Here is a 19110-nt window from a genome sequence, read left to right on the forward strand (position 1 = left end):
TGTGCCAAGGGGGCCCCGCCATGCGTTACACCGTTGCCGAGATTGCATCTGCACTTGAGGCGGAGGCTGTCGGCGACACAAGCGCCATTGTGACGGGCTTGGCAGAACCTGCACAGGCCGGTGCCGATGATCTGGCACTGGCCAGCAACCCTAAATATGCTGGCACATTGTCTCAGGGGGCGGCACAGGCTGCGCTGCTCTGGGAAGACGCAGATTGGCAGGCATTTGGGCTGCGTGCCGCGATCCTTCCGAAACGCCCGCGCTTTGCCATGTCGCGGCTGACGACGATGGCTGATCCCGGGCACGCATTTGGCAGCGGTGTTCATCCAGGTGCAATCGTCGATCCAACCGCCACGCTTGGTGCTGATGTGACCATTGGTGCCGGCGCGGTGATCGGACCCGAGGCGCAGATCGGCGACGGATCTGTTATCGGGCCGATGTCCTTTGTCGGGTGGCGTGCCATGCTGGGCCCAAACGCTTTTTTGCGTGAACAGGTCAGCATTGGTGCGCGGGTTCAGATAGGGGCGAACTTTATCGCCAACCCTGGCGTGCGGATCGGGGGGGACGGCTTTTCATTTGTCACGCCGGAAAAGAGCGGTGTTGAAAACGTGCGCGAAACCCTGGGGGAGCAGGGCGATGCGGGTGGGCAGCCTTGGGCGCGGATTGCGAGCCTTGGCGCCGTGGTTATCGGCGATGATGTGGAGGTCGGCACCAACACGGCCATCGACAGCGGCACCATCCGGCCCACACAGATCGGCAACCGGACGAAAATCGACAACCTTGTACATATTGGCCACAACTGTGTCATTGGCGAAGACAACCTGATCTGCGGTCAGGTCGGGCTGGCCGGATCGGTGACCGTCGGCAATTTCGTCGTCATGGCTGGGCAGGTGGGTGTTTCCGACAATCTGACGATTGGCAACAACGTTGTGTTGGCCGCCGCGTGCAAGGTCATGAGTTCTGTCAAGGACGGCAAGGTCATGCTGGGCTATCCTGCGAATGAGATGAAAACAAATCTCGACATGTACAAGAACACCAAGCGCCTGCCGCGCATACTGCGCGACGTTGCGGAGTTGAAGAAAGCTGTTTTCAAGTCGGATGGCAGTGACTAAATCAACCCCAAGTCAGGCACGGGCAAGGGGGCAGGCGTCGTGAGCATCAAGGACAAGGTTATCGAAATCGTCGCGGAACAGGCGGTGCTGGAGCCTGCGGATGTGGGGCTGACCAACACGCTTGAGGATCTGGGTATCGACAGCCTGGGCCTTGTCGAAAGCATCTTTGCCATCGAGGAAGAGTTCGACATCCAAGTGCCCTTCAATGCGAACGCGCCCAAGGAAAGTGATTTTGACATTTCCAACGTGCAGTCGATCATTTCCGGCATCGAGCGGTTGATCGCAGAACAGAAAAGCTGATGCACCGCGTTGTCATTACCGGGGCGGGCACCGTCAATGCCCTGGGTCACGACGTGCCCGAAACCCTTGAAGCGATGCGCGAGGGGCGCTGCGGCATCGGCGAGCTGGACTTTCAGGACGTGGATCGCCTCGCCATCAAAATCGGCGGCCAGGTGCGTGGGTTCGAGGCAGAGGGGCGCTACAACCGTCAGCAGATGAGCCTTTATGACCGGTTCACGCAGTTCACGCTGGCGGCCGCGAAGGAGGCGATTGAGCAGTCAGGCCTGAGCTTTGCAGGTGAAGAGGCGGCGAAATCGGGTGTGATCCTTGGCACGGCTGCAGGTGGTGTCAGCACGTGGGATCAGAACTACCGCCTCGTCTATGAAGAGGGGAAGAACCGGGTCCACCCCTTTGTCGTGCCCAAACTGATGAACAATGCCGCCGCCAGCCATGTGTCGATGGAGTGGAACCTTAAGGGGCCGTCTTTTACCGTCGCGACCGCTTGCGCGTCGTCCAACCATGCCATGGCACAAGCCTTTCAGATGGTGCGCAGCGGCATGGCGCCCGTGATGATAACGGGCGGGTCGGAGTCGATGCTGTGTTTTGGCGGAGTCAAGGCGTGGGAAGGTTTGCGGGTGATGTCGAAGGATGCCTGCCGCCCGTTTTCCGCCAACCGCAACGGTATGGTGCAGGGCGAGGGTGCGGGGGTCTTTGTGTTTGAGGAGTACGAGCACGCGCGCGCCCGGGGCGCCGACATTCTGTGCGAGGTGGCGGGTTTTGCTATGTCTTCGGATGCTGCCGACATCGTGATGCCATCCAAGAACGGCGCGGCGCGGGCTATGGCAGGTGCGTTGACCGATGCGCGGGTGAACGCAGACGAGGTTGGCTACATCAACGCCCACGGCACAGGCACCGCGGCCAATGACAAGACGGAATGTGCCGCGGTGGCTGACGTCTTCGGGCCCCACGCGGACAAGCTGATGATTTCGTCCACGAAGTCGATGCACGGCCACTTGATCGGTGGAACGGGTGCAGTTGAGCTGCTGGCCTGCATCATGGCGCTGCGGGATGGGATCGTTGCACCGACCATCGGGTACGAAGAACCGGACCCCGAATGTGCTTTGGACGTGGTGCCCAACGACGCTCGCGAGGCACAGGTGAGTGTCGCACTTTCGAACGCCTTTGCATTCGGTGGCATGAACGCCGTGCTGGCACTGCGCAGAGTTTGACAAAAAAAGCCGCCCGAAGGCGGCTTTTTGATGGATTGGCTGATCCTTAGAACTGTGCGACGGATGTCTTGTCAAAGGCGGCGGTGAAGCCGCTCAGCGACATGTTCAGCTCAACCTTCTGATCAGGCGCGAGGGCCGGAACGATGGTCAGTTTCGCGTTGGCGCCGCGCCGGAATTGCGCAACTTCGTCCGCGACAAGACCAACCCGCGAGTAACACCCGATCGGGTTGCAGAACGCATAGGGGTAGCGACGCGCCTGACCGCCATCGACTTCCATCGTCAATTGCTGGGGTAGGGACGTTTCAAGAGGCACGATAATGGTAGCACCTGCCACAGCGCGCCCGCCTTCGGGCAGGCGGAAGATCGAGATCTCGGCGACGGGCGTGCCCTCTTCATCCTGCATCAGCTGATACATCTGGCAGGGTTCTTCCTGACCTTCTTCGGCCTTGATGCAGCGCAGCTCCCAGTCACCGATGGTCTCTGCCGTGTAGGTTTGACCGACTTGCGGGGCGGACGCATCCTCACCCAGGCTCAATTGATCCTCGATGGCGTTTCCAACATTGGGACCGTCTGTGGCTTGTTCAGTCTCGGTCGTGTCTTCGGGTGTCGTTTCCGCATCTTGTGCCATGACGCTAATTGGCATCAGCAGGGCGACGGAAAGGGCAATCAGGGACGTGCGCATATCGGTTCCGCTCTTGTTTCATTTCGCAAACTGCTAGCATGGACTGCAACCAGTGTCAGTGCCAAAGCGCAAAGTTTTCGTGACAAGCGGCAAACAGCAAAAAAGGGGACCCCAAAGCCCCCTTTTCCACGTGTCTTTTTTCTCTCCCCGTCGGACTGGCCGACTTATGCGCGAGACGTTACGAAAGCAGTTGGCGGCGGTCAACAGGGAATATGTGAAAAAGAAAACATTGTGAAATCAGGAACTAAACCAGACCGTTCAATTGGACAAAAAAAGGCCGCGCACGAAGCGCGGCCCAGTCTGACAGGGAGGAAGTGTTCCGCGCCAGGAGGACTCTCGGCGGGAACAAAAACACTATGGCACCCAATGGTTAACTTTGTATGGTCGCGCCGAAGGCCCCAATGGACAAAAGGTTAACGGCATGAACGATCATATTTTCATCGGTGGTGGCGGGGTCGACTATGCCGAAAAACAGGGTCTGACGCTAAAGTACGCCAACCGACACGGTTTGATTGCAGGTGCGACCGGAACAGGCAAGACGGTGACGCTTCAGATTCTGGCCGAAGGCTTCTCGAACGCGGGCGTGCCCGTGTTTCTGTCGGATGTAAAAGGGGATCTTTCCGGCCTCGCGAAATCGGGCACAGCCGAGCACAAGTTGCATGGTCCATTCACCGAACGGGCGGAAAAGATTGGTTTTTCCGACTACACCTATCACGCCTGCCCGGTGACCTTCTGGGACATGTTTGGTGAACAGGGACATCCGGTGCGCACAACAGTGTCCGAGATGGGACCGCTGTTGCTGGCTCAACTCCTTGAGCTGACCGATGCACAGGAGGGTATCCTGAACATCGCCTTCCGCCTCGCCGACGAGGAAGGTATGCCGCTTCTGGACCTCAAGGACCTGCAGGCACTGTTGGTCTGGGTCGGTGAGAACGCCAAGGACCTGTCGCTGCGCTATGGCAACGTGTCGACCCAGTCCATCGGCGCGATCCAGCGCCGCTTGCTCGTGTTGGAGAACCAGGGTGCAAGCCAATTGTTCGGAGAGCCTGCGCTGGAATTGTCCGACCTGATGCGCACGGATGCGGCAGGTAAGGGCATGGTCAACATCCTCGCTTCGGACAAGTTGATGGGCGCGCCGAAGCTTTATGCCACATTCCTTTTGTGGCTGTTGAGCGAACTGTTTGAAGAGTTGCCCGAAGTCGGCGATCCGGACAAGCCGAAGCTGGTCTTTTTCTTTGATGAGGCGCACCTGCTCTTCGAGGACGCGCCCAAGGCGCTGGTGGACAAGGTCGAACAGGTCGCCCGTCTGATCCGCTCCAAGGGCGTGGGCGTCTACTTTATCACGCAGAACCCGGCGGATGTGCCCGAGGACATATTGGGACAGTTGGGCAACCGTTTTCAGCACGCCTTGCGCGCCTTTACCGCGAAGGACCGCAAGGAACTGCGCATGGCTGCAGAGACGTATCGGGAGAACCCGCGCTTCGAAACCGAAGAGGCTATTCGCGAGGTGGGCGTGGGTGAAGCCGTAACGTCGATGCTGCAGAAAAAGGGCGTGCCGGGGATCGTCGAACGGACTTTGATCCGGCCTCCTTCCTCGCAATTGGGACCAATCACCAGCTCAGAGCGTAAGGCGCATCTGGTCGCCAGCGACATGGCCGGCAAGTATGACGAAGCGATGGATCGCAAGTCGGCCTTCGAAATCCTGAAGGCGCGTGCCGACAAGGCAGCGACCGAGGCAGCGGAAGCCGAAGAAAAGGCCGAGGAGATGGAGCCGGTGCTGCGCGAGTTCAACGCCGGTCGCCGCTATTCCGGGGCGCGTGTGACACGCTCATCGTCACGTACCACTCGACGCGGAGCCAGCTTTGGCGAAGCCATGACCAAGATGGTCGTGAAAGAGCTGACCGGGACGACAGGTCGTCGCATGGTGCGCGGTATCCTTGGCGGGCTCTTCAAAGGACGCTGATCTGCGCCCATATCTGTCCGGACGGCGCGGCATTCGCGCGACGACACAAGGTTTATCGACCATGCAGGATGAGGGGCGACTGCGGCATGTCGTGTTTTTCCGTGCGAAAGAGCGCGACGATGTGGAGCGTGTGTTCGAGGGGCTTTCGATCCTTGAGGAGAACCCGCATGCTGACGTGATTTCAGTCCGCAAGAACACCCATAGCGATGCGCTGTCGGACGAGGTTGATGTGGTCGTCTACGCCGAGTTCCGAGATGGCGACGCCTTGGCTGCCTACAAGGCGCATCCGTTGTATCAACAGTCCATCGACATCGTGCGGCCTTTGCGGGACATGCGCGTGGCCGCTGATATCTCCTTCTAGCGCCGAGAACGCCGTGGACCGTAAAGGCACACCCTACGAACTGGCGTAAGGGGTGTGGTCACCCTGCACCCGCTGTTCGCGCCGCAGCCACCATTCCAGCACCAGAATGTAGGGCAGATAGAAGGCAAAGAGGTTGATCTGGTCGAAGAGGCCCGAGAAATCCGGTTCGGCTGCAATGCCGCATAAGGAGTCGCTGAGGCTGCAGGTGGTGCCATACCAAAGCCCGTAATGCAGCCGGTAAAGCCAAGACCCCAGTCCCAGCACAATCAGGCGCAAACCCCAGCGCCGGTGTCGTGCGTAGTCCCGTGCCATCGCAAAACGCGGTGTCTGGATGGCGGCAATGATCATCAGAGTGCCGTAGAGGCCAAAGGCGATGGACATAGGCAGCCCGCCAACGGTGCCGCTGAGTGCGATGTAAATCAAGCCGCCTACGCCCGTGATGAATGCCAGACCCGCCAGCACGCGCCCCGAAACCCGGTGCACACGCGGCCACCTCTGCCTGATGGGCGCGGCCAGCTGCACCACTGACAGAAGTGTGACGACCGCGCCCGTCACCATATGGGCAAAGAGTGCCGCAAGACTGAACTGTGGCCCGGTCAGTCGTTCAATGGCAGATGTGTCACCACTCAGCCCCAACATACCGCGCTGTGCGGAGTGCCAGACGAACCCGAGGACCAACACGAACAGCAGCACGAGGCCCGCAATGCTCCATCGCGTGCGGGCGGTGCTGCTTGCCATCCTATTTCTCCGGTATCAACCCTCGGGGGCTGAAGCGTAGCACCAGAAGCAGCACAATCCCCATGGTCAAAAGTCGCATGTGGGCGGCGCTGTCGAGCAGGTGCTCGCGCAACCAGAAGCCGTCGGCCATGCCGGAAGTGACAACCTGCATGACCCAGAGGCCAATCGGCTCGACCATCACCCAGAGCCACCAGATCAGGAACCCGCCGAGGACCGCCCCGAGGTTGTTGCCGGACCCGCCCACGATCACCATGACCCAGACAAGAAAGGTGAAGCGCAGGGGCTGGTAGGTGCCGGGCGTGAGCTGCCCGTCGAGCGTGGTCATCATCGCGCCCGCGATGCCGCAGATGGCCGAGCCGAGGACGAAGATTTGCAGGTGCCTTGCGGTCACATCTTTACCCATGGCTTCGGCTGCCACTTCGTTGTCGCGAATGGCGCGCATCATACGACCCCAGGGCGAGTGCAGCGCGCGTTGGGCGAGAATGAAGAGGATTAGCAGGACGACGGTGAAAAGGCCCGCATAGATCGCCTTGACCCAAAGCGTAGACGCCGTGACCGGGTCGATGCCGAGGCTTGTTGCCCGTTCGACAAAGGTTTCGCTGTTCTGAAGGTTGATCTCGTAGGGCGCAGGACGGGGGAGGCCGACCACGTTCTTTACACCACGCGCCAACCAGTCCTCGTTCTTGAGGATGGCGATGATGATCTCGGCGATGCCGAGCGTGGCGATGGCGAGATAGTCGGAGCGCAAGCCAAGAGCGGTCTTGCCGATGATCCAGGCGGCGCCGGCGGCTAAGAGGCCACCGACGGGCCAGGCGAGCAGCACAGGCAGACCCAAGCCACCAAGATAGCCGGCATTGGCGGGATTTACGGCTTCGACGGCCTGCACGCCGCCGTCAAAAACAGCGCGATAAATGAAGAAGCCAGCGACGAGGATCACGATCATGCCGAGCGTCCGCATCCGGCCCTTGGGCAGGGCGTTATAGGCTAGAATGGCGCCCACGATGGTCGCAGCCCCAAGGATCAAGGCGAGGATCACCCGCAAACCTCCTGCTGCCCAAGCCTCACCCACTGGGGGCATAGATATCAGCACGGTAGCAAGGCCGCCCAGAGCAACAAAGCCCATGATGCCTACATTGAACAAACCTGCGAAGCCCCATTGCAGGTTCACTCCCAGCGCCATGATGGCGGAGATCAGGCCGAAGTTCAGGATCGTGATGGCAAGGTTCCACGACGTTATGATCCCGGTGCCGATGAGCAGCGCGGCGATAAAGCCAAAATAGACGAAGTTGCGTGTGGTGTCGGTCATACCGCTTTCCCCGCGAACAGGCCCGTGGGCTTGAACAGAAGCACGATCAGCAGGATCACGAAGCTGACGGCGAACTTGTAGTCAGTGGACAGAAGCTGGGCGAGGCCATCAGGCGCCAACGCATCGGGCAAGGCATAGCCTGCGACCTTCTTCCAGGCGTAGGTGATCATCACCTCGGAGAAGGCGATGGTGAAGCCGCCCGCGATCGCCCCCAGCGGGTTGCCGAGCCCACCCACGATGGCAGAGGCGAAGATGGGCAGAAGCAGCTGAAAGTAGACGAACGGTTTGAACGACTTGTCGAGACCGTAAAGGACACCCGCGACTGTTGCGAGTGCTGCCACGATCAGCCAAGTGACCATGACGACCCGCTCCGGATTGATGCCGGAGAGGAGTGCGAGATCTTCGTTGTCCGAATAGGCCCGCATGGACTTGCCCGTGCGCGTGCGATTCAGGAAGTAGAACAGCAGTGCGACGACGATGATGGCGGTGACGACGGTGATCCCTTGGGTCGTCTTGATCGCCAACCCTTCGTCGAGGCCGGTGAGGGCTTTGAACTGGCGCACGGAGATGATGAAGCGTTCGCCGTCGGAAAAGCGCTGATCGTCCGGGCCGATGATGAAGCGGACAAGGCCGTTCATGATGAACATGACGCCAAGAGAGACCATGACGAAGATAATCGGTTTCGCCTTTTGCCCGCGATAAAATCGGTAGACGCCGCGGTCTGTGGCGAGGACCAGCAGGGCGCACACGCCGATGCCGAAGGGCAGGGCGAGAAGCGCGGTGGGCAGGGGACCGGCGGAAACGCCCAGGCCCTGGAAGGCCCATGTGATGAGGATGGTCGCCATTGTGCCAAAGGCCATCGTGTCGCCATGGGCGAAGTTGGAGAACCTGAGGATGCCGTAGATGAGCGTGACTCCTAGTGCGCCAAGGGCGAGTTGGGAGCCGTAGGCGATGGCTGGGATAAGGACAAAGTTCGAGAGGGTGATGAAGGCGTTGAGGAGGTCCATTACTCGACCACCTCGCAGGTCCCTGTCAAAACCCATTCGTGTTCGTTTACCGAACCTCGTGCCATCTGACGCAAATCAAACCGTGTCTGTATGCTTTCGTTGTCGAACCTCAAATTCACCAGCCATCTGTCATGTGTTGCACCAGCTTGGTACCAATCGAGATCAGAGAAATAGGGTCGCGCTTCCTTTAGCGTCAATTTCAAGCTGTCTCCGTCCAAGTGAATTTTGCGTCTGTGCGTGGTCGCCTTGAAGATGTCGCTGCTCTTGCCACATATTTCGGTCGGTTTTTCTTCCAGGTATGCATCTATGCCGCTGCATCCGTCCGCTTTCTGACAAACGCAGAGTTCTACGCTCATACACGTATATGTGTCGGCGATTGCAGGCCATGGTCCCATCAAAACGGCGGCCAGCGTTGCTAATGTGATCTTCACCGCTACCCCCCCAAAAAACTCTTGCGCACTTCTGGATCGGCCAGCAGCTCCCTGCCCGTCCCCGTGTACGCGTTCCGGCCCTGCACCAGAACGTAGCCTTTGTCTGCAATCTCAAGCGCTTGACGGGCGTTTTGTTCGACCATCAGGATCGGGATGCCGGTGCGGGCGACCTCGATGATGCGGTCAAAAAGCTCGTCCATGACGATGGGGCTGACCCCGGCGGTGGGCTCGTCCAGCATCAGCACCTTGGGTTGGGTCATCAGCGCGCGGCCCACGGCGACCTGCTGGCGCTGGCCGCCCGACAACTCGCCGGCCGGCTGGCGGCGCTTTTTCTTGAGGATCGGGAACAGGTCATAGACCTGCGCCATCGTGTCCGAGAAATCGTCGCGCCGGATGAATGCACCCATTTCGAGGTTTTCCTCCACCGTCATCGAGGTGAAGATGTTGGACGTTTGCGGCACAAAGCCCATGCCTTTTGCCACCCGGTCTTGCGGCGAAAGGGCAGTGATGTCCTCTCCATCCAGCCGCACGGAGCCTTGGCGCACGTCGAGCATCCCGAAGACAGCCTTCATCGCGGTGGATTTGCCTGCGCCATTCGGTCCGACGATAACGGCAATCTCGCCCGGTTCCACGGCCACCGTGCAGTCGTGCAGAATGTCCGGCCCGGCGCCGTATCCACCTGTCATGGTGTCGCCGATCAAGAAGGGGTCAGACAAGATCCGCTCCTTCATCTTGCCAGGTAAACTCCGGGGGTGTGGGGGCTGGCCCCCACGCACATTTGCCAATCATGCGCCCACCTTGTCCTTATTCTTGAGACCTGTGCCCAGGTACGCCTCGATCACCTGCTCGTTGGCCTTGATCTCGTCCAGCGTGCCTTCGGCCAGTACCTTGCCCTCGGCCATGCAGATGACCGGGTCGCAGATCTTGCCGATGAAATCCATGTCGTGTTCGATCACGACAAAGGTGTAGTTGCGTTCCTTGTTGAGCCGCAGGATCGCGTCTCCGATGGTGTTGAGAAGCGTACGGTTCACGCCTGCGCCGACCTCGTCCAGAAAAACGATCTTGGCGTCGACCATCATTGTCCGCCCCAGTTCGAGGAGCTTTTTCTGCCCACCCGAGACCTGTCCCGCCTTGTGATCGGCCAGATGTTCAATGGTCAGAAACTCCAGCACTTCGTCCGCCTTGGCGGCCAACGCGCGTTCGTCGTCGGCAATACGCTTGCGCCCGAACCATGTGTTCCAAAGAGTCTCGCCCGATTGGTCGCCCGGCACCATCATCAGGTTCTCGCGGCACGACATCGATGAAAACTCGTGCGCGATCTGGAAGGTGCGCAAGAGACCCTTGTGAAAGAGCGTATGCGGTGGCAGGCCGGTGATGTCCTCGCCATCCATCGTCACGCGACCGGATGTGGGTTGAAGAACGCCTGCGATCACATTGAAAAGAGTTGTTTTTCCTGCGCCGTTCGGACCGATCAAGCCAGTGATGGACCCGGGCGTGATGGACAGCGACGCGCCATCGACGGCGTGGAACCCGCCAAAGTGTTTGTGAATGTCGTCAACGACGATCATGTGCTTCCCCGTGCTGCCTTGAGACAGTCTTGGCAAATTGAAACAGCCCGAGGATTGCGCCCCGGGCTGTCTGGTCAAGTCAAATGACGCTTAGCGGTACTTCGCCGTGGTGATTTCGCCACCTTCGATGACGATCTGGCGGTAGTTGCCTGCAGATTCACCGGCACCGATCAGTTCGACGGCGGTTGCGCCGACATAGTCGATGTCGCCACCGTCCTTGAGGATCTGCAGTGCTTTCGCCAGCTCACCGGGGAAGATCTGTTCACCCGGTGCGTTGGCCACGTCCATCACGTGCTCTTTGAAGTCGTTGCTGTCCTTGGAGCCGGCCGCTTCCATCGCCAGCATGATCAGGGCAGCCGCATCGTAGCTTTCGGGTGTGAAGGGCGAGGTGGCGTCGAAAGCGTCGCCCACCATTTCGGCAAACATCGAAGCGCCTTCACTGTCGGTGCCCGGGTGCTGGCCGGTCGATCCTTCGATCTCGTCACCGAAGTTTTCCTGCAGCTTGGCGCCGATCATGCCGTCGGGGAAGTGGAAGGTGTCGAATGCGCCCGAGTCGATGGCCGCACGCACAATACCTGAGCCGCCCTGATCCACGTAACCGGCCACAACAAGACGTTCACCGCCCGCGGCTGCAAGTGCGCCAACTTCGGCGGAGTAGTCAGCCTTGCCGTCTTCGTGCGCGGCGTTGATGGTCACGCTGCCGCCCGCGGCCTCGAATGCCGCCTGGAAGCTGTCGGCCAGGCCCTTGCCATAGTCGTTGTTGGTGTAGGTGACCGCGACTTCCTTGATGCCTTCTTCCATCAGCACTTCGGTCATCACAACGCCCTGACGTGCGTCAGAGGGTGCTGTGCGGAAGAACAGGCCGTTGTCTTCATTGTCGTTGTGCGACAGGCCGGGAGACGTGGCGGAAGGCGAGATCATGACGACACCGTTGGCGACAGCCACGTTGTTCAGGATCGCGCCGGTCACGCCCGAGCAATCCGCGCCCATGATCGCGTCCACCTGATCCGAAGTCACCAGACGCTCGGCCGCGGCTGTTGCAGCGCCTGCGTCCACGCAGGTCGAATCCGCACGCACGGAGGATACGGATGCGCCGTCCAGAAGCAGGCCGCTGTCGGTCACTTCCTTCATCGCCAGTTCCGCGCCATCCGCCATCGACGGTGTCAGCGATTCAATTGGTCCGGTAAAGCCAAGGATGATGCCGATCTTGACGTCTTCTGCAAAGGCTGTTCCCGCCATCAATGCCGTTGCAGCCGTAGCCGTAAGCAGTTTTTTCATGTGTTTACTCCCTGTGGATCTGCTGTCCTGCGGCGAAGCCTAAGCGCGGCTTTCAAAAAAGAAAAGGTGAATAGTCGGCCTTCACGCACGGGAATGTGGGTGGCATGGGACGTTGACGTGCCTACGTATCTTGCAAGCCATCTAGGAGGATGCCCCATGCACCGTTTCGTCACCTTAGCCCTTGTTCTATTTCCCGGTGCAGCGCTCGCACTTGATACCGAGCGGGGCGCTGTGACCGTAACCCCGGTTGTCACGGGTCTTGATGAGCCGTGGGGTGTTGCCGCGCTTCCCGATGGTTCGTTTCTGGTAACCGAACGCGATGGCCAACTCATGTTGGCGCGTGGCGGGGAAAATCGGGAGGTGTCGGGCGCGCCTCGGGTCGTTGCGCAAGGGCAGGGCGGACTGCTGGACATCACACTTGCCCGCGACTTTGATACGACGCGCACGCTGTTTCTGACCTATTCCAAACTGCAGGGTCGCGGATCCGGCACCGCCTTGGCCGCAGCAGAACTCAGTGCTGACGGCACCCGGCTTGAAAACCTGCGCGACCTTTTCGAGAGCGCACCGGTTGGGCGCACGGGCCGCCACTATGGCAGCCGCGTGGTCGAAGCGCCGGACGGAACACTCTTTGTGACCACGGGCGATCGTGGTGATCGTCCCTCGGCGCAGGATCGCAGCAATCACAACGGGGCGATCATCCGGGTGACTCGCGATGGCAATGTGCCCGCGGACAACCCGTTTGTCGGTCAGGACGGTATCCAGCCGCACATCTGGTCCTATGGGCACCGCAACCCACAAGGGGCGGGGCTGGATGCCGACGGCGAGCTTTGGACGGCTGAACATGGCGCACGCGGCGGCGACGAGGTGAACAAGGTCAAGAAGGGGGCGAATTTCGGTTGGCCTGTAATCTCGTACGGTGTCCACTACTCAGGTGCCAGCATCGGCGAAGGCACGGCGCAAGAGGGAATGGAGCAACCTGCGTTCTACTGGGACCCGTCCATGGCGCCATCGGGTCTGATGATCTACCAAGGCGACATGTTCCCCGAGTGGCAGGGTGATATGTTCGTTGGCTCGCTCAAGTTCAGCTATATTTCACGCCTCGACATGAACGGTGAAACGGTGCGTGAGGTCGAGCAGATCGAGGGCGACGAAACCTTGCGCGTGCGCGACATCGTGGAGGCGCCCGACGGTAGCATCCTGTTCATTTCGGTGGGCAACGGAACTGTCTATCGGATGACGCGCTAGCTGATCGCCGCTAGGGTGCCCCCCGGAAAGAGGAGGACACCATGACGATCACGCGTCTTGATCATGTAAACCTGAGGACCACCCGGCTTGCTGAGATGATCCAATGGTACGAGGAGATCCTTGGCCTTTCAGCGGGTGTGCGACCGGAATTCAATATGGATGGCGCGTGGCTCTATGCTGGCGACGTCGCCGCCGTCCATCTGGTCGCGGTCGAGGATGATGGCGCGGCGGGTTCCGAAACCGCACTGAAGTTGGAGCATTTTGCCTTTCGTGCAGATGGTGATGCCGACGTGTTTCAGGACCGCTTGCAGAAGCGTGGTGTGTCTTATCGGCGGTCAGGGATCGAAGCGATGGACCTTGTCGCGTTCAACATCTGGGACCCGGATGGCAACCATATCCATGTGGACTTCATAGACGACTAAAGGTCGTCTTGGTCATTGCGCGCCATGCGCGTCAGTTCATTGGTCAACTGTTTGGAGTAGCGGCGCTGTCGTCGCCTTGCCTTGGCGGCGGTCGCGCGCCAGCCTTCGCGCTTGTCGGTGACGACATCGTCCAGATCATCGGCCACTTCAATACGCTGCGCATCCCTGGGTGACGTGCGTTTCGGCATGGCCTAGGCCCCATTCCGCAGTTTTCCGCGCCACGCAAGTGACTGCCGGTTCAGGGCGTGAAGGTCGACGCGGCCGGCAATGATATCATCGCAAACCGCCACCGCGCGCTGCGCCTGTTGCGGGGTGAGGTGTTTGTAAGCGGGGCGCGCCAGATGGTCATACCAGACACCACCGCATATCGTGTCCAGTACAACACGCTGAAAGCAATGGTCGTTGCGGATCGGCCATGCGCACCCGGGTTCAGCAGCCATGAGCGGCATAACCTGGCGCGTGAGCACGAGATAGCGCGTCGTTGCATCCGTCATGTTGCAAGGCCAGCGGGCAGTATGGCGACGCCCATGTAAATGATGGCCTTGCTTGGCAGAGGGCCAAAAATGAAATCGAGTTGGCGGTTGAGACCGCGAGGTCCAAGCCCGCTTTGAGCACCAACTTCAAACCCTGTTCGGAGCAGCATGTCACGCAGCTCTGCAGGCTTGATGAACATCTCGGGATCGTGCGTGCCCTTGGGCAAGAGACCGATCACATCCTCCGCGATGGTGATGGTCACGAATTTCGCGAGCGGATTGCGGTTGATGGTGTCAAACAGGAACATGCCGCCCGGTCGCAGCACCCGCGCGACCTCTGCCAGAACGGTTTCAAGATCTTCGACATGTTCGAGTACATCCACGCAAACCACCGCATCGAAGCTGTAATCGGGGTAGGGCAACTTTTCTCCCACCCCCACGTCATATCGGATGTCCCTGGCCATTGCCTTGGCGTGAATGCGTGCCGCTTCTATCGCCTGCGCCGCCGGGTCAATGCCGGTGATCCGTCCACCCCGTTCTGCCAGCGCCTCGGCCATGAAGCCCCCGGCGCAGCCCAGATCGAGTACATCCTTTCCCGCCCAGTCGATATGTGTATCAAACCATCTGAGCCGACCGGGCACCATGTTCCTGAGCGTACGCACCCATTTGACGTTACCCGTCCACCAGTCGGCGGCGACATTGTCATAGATCTGAAGGTTGTTGCGGTCTGGTTGGGCCATCGGATCGGATGCATCGAACAGGAAGGGCATAGGGCACCTGTGCCCTGTATGCGGCGAAGCGGTCGCCGTAGCGTGCCGAGAAACGGCGCTCCTTCAAAAGCGGGGCGAACAGGCAGTACGCGGTGAGGGTTGCAGCGACAACCAGTTGGTCAGGTGTCCATGTTGGGACGGTCCAGGTTGTCATCGCAAAGGACACATAGATGGGCTGCCGCACAATGCGGAACAGACCGCCCGTGGGCATGTCGGGAAAGGCCGGTTTCTTGTCCTGGACAAGCGACATCCAGCCCAGCGCGCCCGATTGTACTTCTGCCCCTGCGTCGTAGCTTGCCTTGACCAGCAGCGCCCAGCTCGCGGCGTAGGCGACGCAAAGGGCGACGAACCCGGCCCCCTCGGCGTGCCACCAGACCACGCCGCTCGGTGTCCACAACGCGAATAGTAAAATGAGCTGTCCGGACGCGATAGTGGCGTAGGTTGTCGTAGCCAGCGTGCCGCCGTGTGGCGACGGCGCAAGCTGCGCAAGACGACGAGCGCCGCGTCGTGTCAGCAGAAGTGAGTGAAGGAGGGGAAACTGCAGAAGCAGAATTGCGTTCGCGACATATGACCATGGGGCGGGCAAGGTTCCAAGACTGACGCTCATGCCAAAGAACATCGCCACAATCATGGACAACACGGCGATCGCAAACAGAATGTGGCACATGAGGCCGTAAACAAGCGCCAAAGCGATCCGCCCGCGCCCGGGTGGAGGCCGAAACGTGCCAACAACCAAGGTCAGGAACCGCTGGAAAGGGGAAGTATGGTTTAATCGCATGGTTGCCGACCTAGCCAGCCATGCGTTCATTTCCATGCCGCCGTCAAAAAGTCGCAAGGGCGCCGATGCTGTTTCAACAATTCAGTCGATCAGTTGTCGTGATTGCGGATGTTGGGAAACAAGGCACTGATAAGTGTCATCAGGAATGCGGTGCTGATGCCGAATGTCAGCAATCCTGTTACCGCTGCAAATGTCGCAAAAATCCGCAGGCCTTCGTCCAGAACAATGTCGCCGTAGCCCAGCGTGGTATATGTCACCATCGAAAAGTAAAATGCGTCCGCAAAACCGCCGAATGCACCGCTGATCAGAAAGACAAATGCCCAGGACCAAACCTGGATGGTGTGCGCCATCAGGATGACGATCACTCCGAAGATCAGGAGCAGCAGCGCGCTGAATATTGCATTTGTTCGCCCGAGGAGTGTCGCAACGCTTGAAATCAAGGGTATGGCGCCAGTGACAATCCCGACGTGAACAATGGCGCAAAGGATAAGCAGGGCACTTCCGAACCCGATCTCGGCCGCTGTGGTCATCGCTATGATCTCCTGCACATTGTCGCCTTGGCATGGCACCTGTTTCTGCGGGCAAAGGCAATGGGCCGGACAAGAGGTTGGTCACAGAACGCCGATGTTGATCTCCAACGGGGCGGTTGCCACGCTGCCACAGCGCTGCGCATCTTGGTAACAGAGCGGCTGTCCTGCTTGGTTGTTCAGCAACTTGTTTGAAGGGATATGGCGGAGAGACAGGGATTCGAACCCTGGGTGGGCTTGCACCCACAACGGTTTTCGAGACCGCCCCGTTCGACCACTCCGGCACCTCTCCGCGGGGGTCTGGTGCGCCCAATTAGAGCGAAGCGTGCCTGCGCGCAAGGCAGTTTTTGCGCAAAGCGCGCCACACAGGAAATTTGATGGACGTGTAGGCAAAATCACATAACCTTACACCAGAGAACAACACACGAGCAGAACAAGCGAAAGGAACACCATGCGCGCCCTAAGAGCGGGACTTGCAGCCCTTGTAGTGACCATGGCCATGCCGGTGATGGCATTGGCCGCCGACCGGGCAAAGTTGCAGGACTTCCTTCAGGTGACAGGCTTTGATGTCGCCCTGGAAAGTATCCGGTTGTCTGCCGAATCTGCGCCACAGATGCTGGGGATGCAGGCAGAGGATTTCGGAACTGAATGGACACGCCTGACCACGGATGTGTTCAAAACTGAAACGATGCATGACCTTGCACTCAACATTCTGGAAAGAACGCTCGAAGACGATATGCTGAGCCATGCGGCTGACTTTTATGCGACAGATCTGGGTCAGCGCCTGGTTGAGGCCGAAAATGCCAGCCACATGAAGGAGGACGACACGCTCAAGCATGAAAGCGGTGAAGCGATCGTAGCGGGGCTCGAGCGGCTTGAAAGCCCCCGTTTGGAGTACCTCAAGCGGATGAATGAGGCATCGGACACGGCCGGTGTCAGCGTGCGGGCAATCCAGGAAATCCAGGTACGCTTTCTCATGGCTGCGGCAGGTGCAGGTGTGATCGAGTTGCAGTTGGACGAGCCCGACCTGCGCGAATTGCTGTCCAGTGACGAAGATGTCCTGAAGGAAGAGGTGGCTGCCAGCGCCCTGACAGGGGCCGCCTACACATACCAGTCTTTCTCGGATCAGGAGGTTCTGGAATACACCGAAGCGCTGGAGCATCCAAAGATGCGCCACGTCTATGATCTAATGAACGCGGTGCAATACGAGATCATGGCCAACCGGTTCGAGGCGCTCGCACGCGCCATGCAATCCCTGCAACCAAGCCAGGAACTGTAAATGCGCCTTGCTGCTGTGACCTTGTCCTTCGGTCTGATGGCCCAGGCGGCACTTGCAGATGTCGACCGGCTGCTCGACGCTATGGGGGTGCCGCAACTGATCGAGGCTTTCGTCGCCGAGGGGCGCGATGCAGGACAGTCCATAGACAACGCCTTTCTCAACGGGCAGGGCGGTGCCGTCTGGGCCGACACGGTGACCCGTCTTTACGATCCGCAGCGCATGGAAAGTGAACTGCGCTCTGTGATGGCGGAAGAGCTTGATGCAGGCATTGCCGAACAGGCGCTGCTGTTTTTTGAAAGCGAATTGGGCACACGGATCATCGCGCTTGAAGTCGAAGCGCGGCATGCCTTCCTGAATGATACGGTCGAGGAAGCGGCCAAGTCAGCACCAACCGCATCGGGCGAGATGGTGTCGGACTACCTCCTGACCCGTAACCTGATCGAACGAAATGCCGACGTGGCTGTGGCGGCGCAGGCGGCGTTTCTGGATGGAATGGCCGATGCCTCTGGCCTGTCCGACGATCCGCCCGATATGGAACGGCTGCGTGCACGGGTTCTGGTTGATACGGAAAGCTGGCTGCGCGGTTACAATGCGTTGGTGCAATCCGCGCTCAGCGAAGATGACATCGCCATCTACATTTCGTTCTGGAAAACGGAAGTAGGTGCAAAGGTTGATGACGCGCTTTTTCTCGCCTTTGGTCAGAGCTACACAACGCTGTCTTACGCACTTGGTCAGGCCGCGGGCCGCCTGTTGCCGCAAAACGAGTTGTGAGGTCGTTAAGCGCTCGCACACGCGCCAGTTAAGCATTGACATCCCCTCGGCCATCGCTCAGAAAGCGGACACACGCCGCTGGAGTCTCTCCGGCGGTGCTTTATTTCGCAATGACGCCCCATGCAGGGCGCGCTGTTCGAGGCGGCAAATGCCAAAACACCGGGCAACCGGGGCCACAGAACGCGGCAGACAAAGGAAGAACGCAATGTTCGCGGTTATGAAAACCGGCGGCAAGCAGTACAAGGTTCAATCGGGCGACACGCTCCGCGTTGAAAAGCTGGCCGCAAATGCAGGTGACAAGGTTCAATTCAACGAAGTGCTGATGGTTGGTGGCGACAGCCCCGTCGTTGGTTCGCCCGTTGTTGCGGGCGCTGGCGTGCAGGCCGAAGTCATCGAACAGATCAAAGGCCCCAAGACGATCAACTTCGTCAAGCGTCGTCGGAAGCACTCGTCGAAGCGCACCAAGGGTCACCGTCAGCAACTGACACTGGTCAAGATCACCGAAATCCTCGCCTCTGGCGCAGACAAGTCCGGTGTGATGGCAGCCGAAAACGGCGCAGGTTTTGGCATCGCCGCAGCACCTGTTGCTGCCAAGCCCGCCAAAAAGAAAGCCGAAGCGCCCAAAGCTGAAGCGAAGGCAGAGCCGAAGAAAGAAGCCAAGAAAGCCGCGCCCAAGAAGGCCGCAGCCGAAGGCGACGATCTGAAGCAACTGTCCGGTGTAGGCCCCGCGCTTGAGAAGAAACTGCACGAGGCTGGCGTCACCACCTTCGCGCAGATTGCAGCATGGACCGAAGAGGACGTTGCTGCTATGGACGAGAAACTGTCGTTCAAAGGCCGGATCGAGCGTGAAGGCTGGATCGCTCAGGCCGAAGAACTGGCCAAAGGCTAAGG

23 protein-coding genes and 1 tRNA gene are annotated in these 19110 nt (G+C 59.6%); 10 read left to right on the forward strand and 14 right to left on the reverse strand.

What is annotated here, in order from left to right:
* Positions 1-20: 20 nt before the first annotated feature.
* From lpxD to KUV51_RS05835, 3 genes are read left to right on the forward strand one after another with little or no spacing between them, the layout of a single operon-like run.
* Entirely contained in the window at positions 21-1112 is a 1092-nt protein-coding gene (gene lpxD / locus KUV51_RS05825) for a UDP-3-O-(3-hydroxymyristoyl)glucosamine N-acyltransferase (RefSeq protein ID WP_222520631.1), read from the forward strand.
* Positions 1113-1151: 39 nt separating this feature from the next.
* Complete coding sequence (locus KUV51_RS05830; RefSeq protein WP_222520632.1) at positions 1152-1412, forward strand: acyl carrier protein; 261 nt, start codon at positions 1152-1154, stop codon at positions 1410-1412.
* On the forward strand, positions 1412-2620 hold the full coding sequence (locus tag KUV51_RS05835; RefSeq protein ID WP_222520633.1) for a beta-ketoacyl-[acyl-carrier-protein] synthase family protein: 1209 nt from the start codon (positions 1412-1414) through the stop codon (positions 2618-2620). The genes KUV51_RS05830 and KUV51_RS05835 overlap by 1 nt, the downstream gene beginning before the upstream one ends.
* 46 nt (positions 2621-2666) lie before the next feature.
* On the opposite strand, the gene KUV51_RS05840 is transcribed toward KUV51_RS05835, so the two are convergent.
* Positions 2667-3248, reverse strand: a complete 582-nt coding sequence (locus KUV51_RS05840) for an invasion associated locus B family protein (RefSeq protein ID WP_261385658.1) — start codon at positions 3246-3248, stop codon at positions 2667-2669.
* A gap of 475 nt (positions 3249-3723) precedes the next feature.
* On the opposite strand from KUV51_RS05840, the gene KUV51_RS05845 reads away from it, so the two are divergent.
* Both KUV51_RS05845 and KUV51_RS05850 read left to right on the forward strand, forming a co-directional pair.
* Positions 3724-5265: a helicase HerA-like domain-containing protein gene (locus tag KUV51_RS05845; protein ID WP_222520634.1), complete on the forward strand. Its 1542-nt coding sequence runs from the start codon at positions 3724-3726 to the stop codon at positions 5263-5265.
* A gap of 61 nt (positions 5266-5326) precedes the next feature.
* Entirely contained in the window at positions 5327-5626 is a 300-nt protein-coding gene (locus KUV51_RS05850; RefSeq protein WP_222520635.1) for a Dabb family protein, read from the forward strand.
* Positions 5627-5659: 33 nt separating this feature from the next.
* Here KUV51_RS05850 and KUV51_RS05855 read toward each other — a convergent pair whose 3' ends face one another.
* The 7 genes from KUV51_RS05855 to KUV51_RS05885 form a co-directional block, all read right to left on the reverse strand.
* Positions 5660-6364: a DUF2306 domain-containing protein gene (locus tag KUV51_RS05855; protein ID WP_222520636.1), complete on the reverse strand. Its 705-nt coding sequence runs from the start codon at positions 6362-6364 to the stop codon at positions 5660-5662.
* 1 nt (position 6365) lies between these two features.
* Positions 6366-7670, reverse strand: coding sequence for a branched-chain amino acid ABC transporter permease (locus KUV51_RS05860; RefSeq protein WP_222520637.1), 1305 nt, complete (start codon positions 7668-7670; stop codon positions 6366-6368).
* A complete protein-coding gene (locus KUV51_RS05865) occupies positions 7667-8677 on the reverse strand; it encodes a branched-chain amino acid ABC transporter permease (protein ID WP_222520638.1) in 1011 nt (336 codons plus the stop codon). The genes KUV51_RS05860 and KUV51_RS05865 overlap by 4 nt, the downstream gene beginning before the upstream one ends.
* Positions 8677-9108, reverse strand: a complete 432-nt coding sequence (locus KUV51_RS05870) for a hypothetical protein (protein ID WP_222520639.1) — start codon at positions 9106-9108, stop codon at positions 8677-8679. The genes KUV51_RS05865 and KUV51_RS05870 overlap by 1 nt, the downstream gene beginning before the upstream one ends.
* Before the next feature lie 2 nt (positions 9109-9110).
* On the reverse strand, positions 9111-9824 hold the full coding sequence (locus tag KUV51_RS05875; RefSeq protein WP_222520640.1) for an ABC transporter ATP-binding protein: 714 nt from the start codon (positions 9822-9824) through the stop codon (positions 9111-9113).
* Between the two features lie 69 nt (positions 9825-9893).
* Entirely contained in the window at positions 9894-10676 is a 783-nt protein-coding gene (locus KUV51_RS05880; RefSeq protein WP_222520641.1) for an ABC transporter ATP-binding protein, read from the reverse strand.
* 90 nt (positions 10677-10766) lie between these two features.
* A complete protein-coding gene (locus KUV51_RS05885; RefSeq protein WP_222520642.1) occupies positions 10767-11954 on the reverse strand; it encodes an ABC transporter substrate-binding protein in 1188 nt (395 codons plus the stop codon).
* A 156-nt stretch (positions 11955-12110) separates the two neighbouring features.
* Between KUV51_RS05885 and KUV51_RS05890 the strand changes: the two genes are divergently transcribed.
* Positions 12111-13199 carry a PQQ-dependent sugar dehydrogenase gene (locus KUV51_RS05890; RefSeq protein WP_222520643.1) on the forward strand — a complete coding sequence of 363 codons (1089 nt, stop codon included), beginning with the start codon at positions 12111-12113 and terminating at the stop codon, positions 13197-13199.
* A gap of 41 nt (positions 13200-13240) precedes the next feature.
* Complete coding sequence (locus KUV51_RS05895) at positions 13241-13621, forward strand: VOC family protein (protein ID WP_222520644.1); 381 nt, start codon at positions 13241-13243, stop codon at positions 13619-13621.
* Here KUV51_RS05895 and KUV51_RS05900 read toward each other — a convergent pair.
* The 6 genes from KUV51_RS05900 to KUV51_RS05925 form a co-directional block, all read right to left on the reverse strand.
* Positions 13618-13809, reverse strand: coding sequence for a hypothetical protein (locus KUV51_RS05900; RefSeq protein ID WP_222520645.1), 192 nt, complete (start codon positions 13807-13809; stop codon positions 13618-13620). The genes KUV51_RS05895 and KUV51_RS05900 overlap by 4 nt on opposite strands.
* 3 nt (positions 13810-13812) lie before the next feature.
* On the reverse strand, positions 13813-14115 hold the full coding sequence (locus KUV51_RS05905) for a hypothetical protein (RefSeq protein WP_222520646.1): 303 nt from the start codon (positions 14113-14115) through the stop codon (positions 13813-13815).
* Positions 14112-14834, reverse strand: coding sequence for a bifunctional 2-polyprenyl-6-hydroxyphenol methylase/3-demethylubiquinol 3-O-methyltransferase UbiG (gene ubiG, locus KUV51_RS05910; protein ID WP_222520647.1), 723 nt, complete (start codon positions 14832-14834; stop codon positions 14112-14114). Before ubiG ends, KUV51_RS05905 begins: the two co-directional genes overlap by 4 nt.
* Positions 14797-15642: a methyltransferase family protein gene (locus KUV51_RS05915; RefSeq protein ID WP_222520648.1), complete on the reverse strand. Its 846-nt coding sequence runs from the start codon at positions 15640-15642 to the stop codon at positions 14797-14799. The genes ubiG and KUV51_RS05915 overlap by 38 nt, the downstream gene beginning before the upstream one ends.
* Before the next feature lie 89 nt (positions 15643-15731).
* A complete protein-coding gene (locus KUV51_RS05920; RefSeq protein WP_222520649.1) occupies positions 15732-16172 on the reverse strand; it encodes a potassium channel family protein in 441 nt (146 codons plus the stop codon).
* A gap of 199 nt (positions 16173-16371) precedes the next feature.
* A tRNA-Ser gene (locus tag KUV51_RS05925) sits at positions 16372-16461 on the reverse strand.
* Between the two features lie 159 nt (positions 16462-16620).
* Here KUV51_RS05925 and KUV51_RS05930 point away from each other — a divergent pair.
* The 3 genes from KUV51_RS05930 (at position 16621) to KUV51_RS05940 (ending at position 19108) form a co-directional block, all read left to right on the forward strand.
* Positions 16621-17448: a DUF2059 domain-containing protein gene (locus KUV51_RS05930; RefSeq protein WP_222520650.1), complete on the forward strand. Its 828-nt coding sequence runs from the start codon at positions 16621-16623 to the stop codon at positions 17446-17448.
* The gene (locus tag KUV51_RS05935) at positions 17449-18219 is read left to right on the forward strand and encodes a DUF2059 domain-containing protein (protein WP_222520651.1); all 771 of its coding nucleotides are present in this window, start codon (positions 17449-17451) and stop codon (positions 18217-18219) included.
* A gap of 205 nt (positions 18220-18424) precedes the next feature.
* Positions 18425-19108 (forward strand): 50S ribosomal protein L21, encoded by a 684-nt coding sequence (locus KUV51_RS05940; protein WP_222520652.1) that lies wholly within the window; start codon positions 18425-18427, stop codon positions 19106-19108.
* Positions 19109-19110 lie beyond the last annotated feature (2 nt).

Origin of the sequence: Tateyamaria omphalii, from assembly GCF_019802125.1 — a bacterium.
Lineage (GTDB): Bacteria > Pseudomonadota > Alphaproteobacteria > Rhodobacterales > Rhodobacteraceae > Tateyamaria > Tateyamaria omphalii_B.

Bases quoted from the DNA above. Each gene is read 5' to 3' on its own strand.
- KUV51_RS05940 (WP_222520652.1), top strand. From the start codon at position 18,425: ATGTTCGCGGTTATGAAAACCGGCGGCAAGCAGTACAAGGTTCAATCG.
- KUV51_RS05895 (WP_222520644.1), top strand. From the start codon at position 13,241: ATGACGATCACGCGTCTTGATCATGTAAACCTGAGGACCACCCGGCTT.
- KUV51_RS05835 (WP_222520633.1), top strand. From the start codon at position 1,412: ATGCACCGCGTTGTCATTACCGGGGCGGGCACCGTCAATGCCCTGGGT.
- lpxD (WP_222520631.1), top strand. From the start codon at position 21: ATGCGTTACACCGTTGCCGAGATTGCATCTGCACTTGAGGCGGAGGCT.
- KUV51_RS05845 (WP_222520634.1), top strand. From the start codon at position 3,724: ATGAACGATCATATTTTCATCGGTGGTGGCGGGGTCGACTATGCCGAA.
- KUV51_RS05880 (WP_222520641.1), bottom strand. From the start codon at position 10,676: ATGATCGTCGTTGACGACATTCACAAACACTTTGGCGGGTTCCACGCC.
- KUV51_RS05905 (WP_222520646.1), bottom strand. From the start codon at position 14,115: ATGACGGATGCAACGACGCGCTATCTCGTGCTCACGCGCCAGGTTATG.
- KUV51_RS05930 (WP_222520650.1), top strand. From the start codon at position 16,621: ATGCGCGCCCTAAGAGCGGGACTTGCAGCCCTTGTAGTGACCATGGCC.
- KUV51_RS05920 (WP_222520649.1), bottom strand. From the start codon at position 16,172: ATGACCACAGCGGCCGAGATCGGGTTCGGAAGTGCCCTGCTTATCCTT.
- KUV51_RS05860 (WP_222520637.1), bottom strand. From the start codon at position 7,670: ATGACCGACACCACACGCAACTTCGTCTATTTTGGCTTTATCGCCGCG.
- KUV51_RS05850 (WP_222520635.1), top strand. From the start codon at position 5,327: ATGCAGGATGAGGGGCGACTGCGGCATGTCGTGTTTTTCCGTGCGAAA.
- KUV51_RS05855 (WP_222520636.1), bottom strand. From the start codon at position 6,364: ATGGCAAGCAGCACCGCCCGCACGCGATGGAGCATTGCGGGCCTCGTG.
- KUV51_RS05900 (WP_222520645.1), bottom strand. From the start codon at position 13,809: ATGCCGAAACGCACGTCACCCAGGGATGCGCAGCGTATTGAAGTGGCC.
- KUV51_RS05840 (WP_261385658.1), bottom strand. From the start codon at position 3,248: ATGGCACAAGATGCGGAAACGACACCCGAAGACACGACCGAGACTGAA.
- KUV51_RS05865 (WP_222520638.1), bottom strand. From the start codon at position 8,677: ATGGACCTCCTCAACGCCTTCATCACCCTCTCGAACTTTGTCCTTATC.
- KUV51_RS05885 (WP_222520642.1), bottom strand. From the start codon at position 11,954: ATGAAAAAACTGCTTACGGCTACGGCTGCAACGGCATTGATGGCGGGA.
- KUV51_RS05935 (WP_222520651.1), top strand. From the start codon at position 17,449: ATGCGCCTTGCTGCTGTGACCTTGTCCTTCGGTCTGATGGCCCAGGCG.
- KUV51_RS05915 (WP_222520648.1), bottom strand. From the start codon at position 15,642: ATGCGATTAAACCATACTTCCCCTTTCCAGCGGTTCCTGACCTTGGTT.
- ubiG (WP_222520647.1), bottom strand. From the start codon at position 14,834: ATGGCCCAACCAGACCGCAACAACCTTCAGATCTATGACAATGTCGCC.
- KUV51_RS05890 (WP_222520643.1), top strand. From the start codon at position 12,111: ATGCACCGTTTCGTCACCTTAGCCCTTGTTCTATTTCCCGGTGCAGCG.